Annotated in this window: 6 protein-coding genes; 2 read left to right on the forward strand and 4 right to left on the reverse strand. The window is 72.0% G+C overall.

Going from position 1 to position 3,729, the window contains the following annotated elements; all coding sequences use genetic code 11:
- Both G3I65_RS11600 and G3I65_RS11605 read left to right on the forward strand, forming a co-directional pair.
- Positions 1-404: thioesterase family protein (locus G3I65_RS11600; RefSeq protein ID WP_160696111.1), on the forward strand; the 404-nt coding region annotated here is incomplete at its 5' end.
- Between the two features lie 64 nt (positions 405-468).
- Complete coding sequence (locus G3I65_RS11605) at positions 469-1,407, forward strand: ParA family protein (RefSeq protein WP_160696112.1); 939 nt, start codon at positions 469-471, stop codon at positions 1,405-1,407.
- A 44-nt stretch (positions 1,408-1,451) separates the two neighbouring features.
- Here G3I65_RS11605 and hisG read toward each other — a convergent pair whose 3' ends face one another.
- The 4 genes from hisG to G3I65_RS11625 form a co-directional block, all read right to left on the reverse strand.
- Entirely contained in the window at positions 1,452-2,297 is an 846-nt protein-coding gene (gene hisG / locus G3I65_RS11610) for an ATP phosphoribosyltransferase (RefSeq protein ID WP_160696113.1), read from the reverse strand.
- Between the two features lie 32 nt (positions 2,298-2,329).
- Positions 2,330-2,593: a phosphoribosyl-ATP diphosphatase gene (locus G3I65_RS11615; protein ID WP_086681128.1), complete on the reverse strand. Its 264-nt coding sequence runs from the start codon at positions 2,591-2,593 to the stop codon at positions 2,330-2,332.
- Between the two features lie 103 nt (positions 2,594-2,696).
- The gene (locus tag G3I65_RS11620) at positions 2,697-3,182 is read right to left on the reverse strand and encodes a methylated-DNA--[protein]-cysteine S-methyltransferase (protein ID WP_160696114.1); all 486 of its coding nucleotides are present in this window, start codon (positions 3,180-3,182) and stop codon (positions 2,697-2,699) included.
- 9 nt (positions 3,183-3,191) lie between these two features.
- On the reverse strand, positions 3,192-3,729 hold a 538-nt coding region (locus G3I65_RS11625; RefSeq protein WP_160696115.1), incomplete at its 5' end, for a DNA-3-methyladenine glycosylase 2 family protein.

Genomic DNA, 3,729 nt, shown 5'->3' on the forward strand with positions numbered 1-3,729 from the left:
CGTGGCCGGAGGGCTGGCAGGGCGGCTACCTCGACGCCGTGGAGTGGCGCGCGGTCCGCGGCGGGATGGACGTCCCGGGCCCGGCCGCGGTCTGGGCCCGGCCGCGCGTGCCGCTGGTCGACGGCGAGGAGCCGAGCGGGCTGCAGCGGCTGTTCACCGTCGCCGACTCCGGCAACGGCGTGTCCAACTTCCTCGACCCGCGGCAGTGGTGGTTCATCAACTCCGAGCTGACCGTGCACGTGCGGCGGGTGCCCGCGGGCGAGTGGATCGGCCTCGACGCGGTCACGCTGGTCGGCGAGCACGGCATCGGCACGGCGACGAGCATCCTGCACGACGCGAGCGGCCCGCTGGCGACCGGCGCGCAGGCGCTGATGGTCCGGCCGCGACAGGCCGGGGGCGGATAGCCACCCACAACCGGCCCGGATCCAATAACCTTCGCGGAACGACCGACTTGAGGAGCGCTCCGGCATGCAGATCACCTCGGTGGTCAACCAGAAAGGCGGGGTCGGCAAGACCTCGCTGAGCGTCGGCACCGCGGCCGCGCTGGCCGAGCGGGGCCGGCGGGTGCTGCTTATCGACCTCGACCCGCAGGGGCACGCGACGACCGAGATGCTCGGGCTGGCCGAGGTGCCACCGGACCAGCCGAGCCTGGCGAAAGCGCTGGCCAAGACGTGGAAGGGCCCGATCGACGAGATCGTCGTCCCGCACCCGCGCAGCAACCTCGGCAAGGGCGGCGCGCTCGACGTCGTGCCGACGTCACCGGGGATGTTCGACCTGATCCGGCGGCTCGACTCGTTCCGCGTACCCGGCTGGCAGCTGGCGCGGGTCATCCAGTTCGCCAACTACGACCACTGCATCATCGACTGCCCGCCGGCGCTCGACGTGCTGACGAACAACGCGCTGGCGGCATCGCACGGCATCCTGGTGCCGGTGCAGCCGGACAAGACGAGCATCCGCGCGCTGCGGCTGCTGGCCGACCAGGTCCGGTACGTCGAGCAGACCGTGGGGCGGCAGCCGCTGTCGTGGTTCGGGCTGGTGCCGAGCCTCTACCGGCGGCCGATCTCGCACTACGCGGCCGCGGCGCTGCAGGAGATGTACGAGTTCGGCATCCCGATGCTGTCGCACCTGCCGCTGGGCGTGGTGATGAACGAAGCGGCCGCGCACGGCGTCCCGGTGACGACCTACGCCCCGGAGACGTTGCAGGCGCTGTCGTTCCGCGAGATCGCGGGCACCCTCGACGGCTACCTGGCGCAGAACCAGGCCCCGGCTGTCGTGCCCGCGGACGAGGAGTTCGTCTTCGAGGACTTCATCTCCGAGGTCGCGGTGGCGCGCAACGTCAACGACAACGGCGTCCGCAAGGGCCTCTACGACCTGCTGCCGAAGAAGCCCAACCGGCCACGCTCGTGAGTGTTTGGTCGGGTTCTAACCCGACCAAACACTCACGAGGCAGGTCAGAGGCGGCAGGAGCGGATGTCCGAGGCGAGGATCGCCTTCGCGCCCACCTCGGCCAGCTCGTCCATGATCCGGTTGACGTCCTTGCGCGACACCATCGCGCGCACGGCGACCCAGCCTTCGTCGGCCAGCGGGGCCACCGTCGGCGACTCCAGGCCCGGCGTGATGCCGATCGCCCGCTCGACGAGCGTGCGCGGGCAGTCGTAGTCCAGCATCAGGTACTGCTGCGCGAACACGACCCCGCGCAGCCGCGCCGCGAGCTGCGACTTGGCCTTGCTCTCCGGGGTCCCCTTGCGCTGCAGCAGCACCGCTTCCGAAACGCAGATCGGGTCGCCGAACGCCACCAGGTTGTTCTGGCGCAGCGACCGCCCGGACTCGACGACGTCCGCGATCGCGTCCGCGACGCCGAGCTGGATCGAGATCTCGACGGCGCCGTCGAGGCGGATCACCTCGGCCTCGACGCCGTGGCGGGCGAGGTCGTCGCGGACCAGCCGCGGGTACGACGTCGCCAGGCGCTTGCCGTGCAGGTCCGCCGGCTTCCAGTCCTTGCCCGCCGGGGCGGCGTAGCGGAACGTCGAGCCGCCGAAGCCGAGCGCCTGGATCTCCTCGACCGGCGCGCCGGAGTCGAGCGCGAGGTCCCGGCCGGTGATGCCGAGGTCGAGCTCGCCGGAGCCGACGTAGATCGCGATGTCCTTGGGGCGCAGGAAGAAGAACTCGACCTCGTTGACCGGGTCGAGCACGGTCAGGTCGCGCTGCTCATGCCGCTTGCGGTAGCCCGCCTCGCCGAGCATTTCCGTCGCCGCGGCGGCGAGGGCTCCCTTGTTCGGCACGGCAACACGCAGCATTTCGCTTCTCTCCTCGTTTTTCGAGCGACCCGTCACAGGTAGCGGTAGACGTCCTCGGTCGACAGACCGCGGCCGAGCATGAGCACCTGCACCCGGTACAGCAGCTGGGAGATCTCCTCGGCGAGGCGGTCGTCGGACTCGTGCTCGGCCGCGATCCACACCTCGCCGGCTTCCTCGAGCACCTTCTTGCCCTGGGCGTGCACCCCGGCGTCGAGGGCGACGACGGTGCCGGACCCGTCGGGACGGGTACGCGCGCGCTCGGCAAGCTCCGCGAACAGCTCATCGAAGGTCTTCACGATCTGCAGATCCTTCCACCCCGGGCCGCGCGGCGCCGCCCCGCCCCGCCGCGGGTGCAGCCCATCTCACACGGCAGTGGACGGCGCCTCCCACGAGCTGGGATCAGAACAGCGCGCCCCGCTCGAAGTCGAGCAGGTACCGCTTGCGGTCCAGGCCGCCGCCGTAGCCGGTGAGCGAACCGGTCGAGCCGACCACCCGGTGGCACGGGACGATGATCCCGATCGGGTTCTTGCCGTTCGCCAGCCCGACCGCGCGGGACGCGCCCGGGTTGCCGAGCCGGTCGGCCAGCTCGCCGTAGGAGATCGTCGTGCCGTACGGGATCTCGCGCAGCTGGGCCCAGACCGACCGCTGGAACGGCGTACCGGCGAAGGCGAGCGGCACCTCGAACCGCTCGCGCTGACCGGCGAAGTACTCCTTCAGCTCGGTTTCGGCGCGGGCGAAGATCTCCGCGGCGGGGTCGGCCGCGCCGAACGTCAGCTCGTCCGGGCGGTGGCGCTGCTCGACCATGTACAGGCCGCAGAGCGCGCCGTCCTCGGCGACCAGCGTCAGCGGGCCGCAGGGACTGTCGATGACGGAGTGGGAACGCATGGTGGCCTCCTAGGCGGCGGGCATCCGGTTGATCGCGTGGTCACCGGTGGCCCACAGGTGCTGGGTGGCGTAGGCGCGCCAGGGGCGCCACGCCGCGGAACGGGCGACGACGGCGGCCTGGCCGCCGAGTCCGAGGGTTTCCGCCGCGTACTTGATGCCGAGGTCGGTGGGGAGGAACGCGTCCGGGTCGCCCAGCGCCCGCATCGCGATGCTCTCGACCGTCCACGGCCCGAACCCCGGCAACGCCGTCAGCGCCGCCCTGGCCGCGTCCCAGTCGCTGCCCGCGCCGAGGTCGAGCCCGCCGGTCAGCGCCTCGACCAGCGCGAGCAGCGTGCGACGGCGGCTTCGGGGCATGGCCAGCGTCTCCGGGTCCAGCGAAGCCAGGGCCTCCGGTGACGGGAACAGGTGGGTCAGGCCGCCTTCGGGATCCTCGACGGGTTCGCCGTGCGCGACGACCAGCCGGGCGGCGTGGGTGCGGGCTGCCGCGGTCGAGACCTGCTGGCCGAGCACGGCCCGGACGGCGAACTCGGCGCCGTCGGCCGTGCGC

It is taken from the genome of Amycolatopsis sp. SID8362 (assembly GCF_010550475.1).
Lineage (GTDB): Bacteria > Actinomycetota > Actinomycetes > Mycobacteriales > Pseudonocardiaceae > Amycolatopsis > Amycolatopsis eburnea.

Bases quoted from the DNA above. Each gene is read 5' to 3' on its own strand.
- G3I65_RS11605 (WP_160696112.1), top strand. From the start codon at position 469: ATGCAGATCACCTCGGTGGTCAACCAGAAAGGCGGGGTCGGCAAGACC.
- hisG (WP_160696113.1), bottom strand. From the start codon at position 2,297: ATGCTGCGTGTTGCCGTGCCGAACAAGGGAGCCCTCGCCGCCGCGGCG.
- G3I65_RS11620 (WP_160696114.1), bottom strand. From the start codon at position 3,182: ATGCGTTCCCACTCCGTCATCGACAGTCCCTGCGGCCCGCTGACGCTG.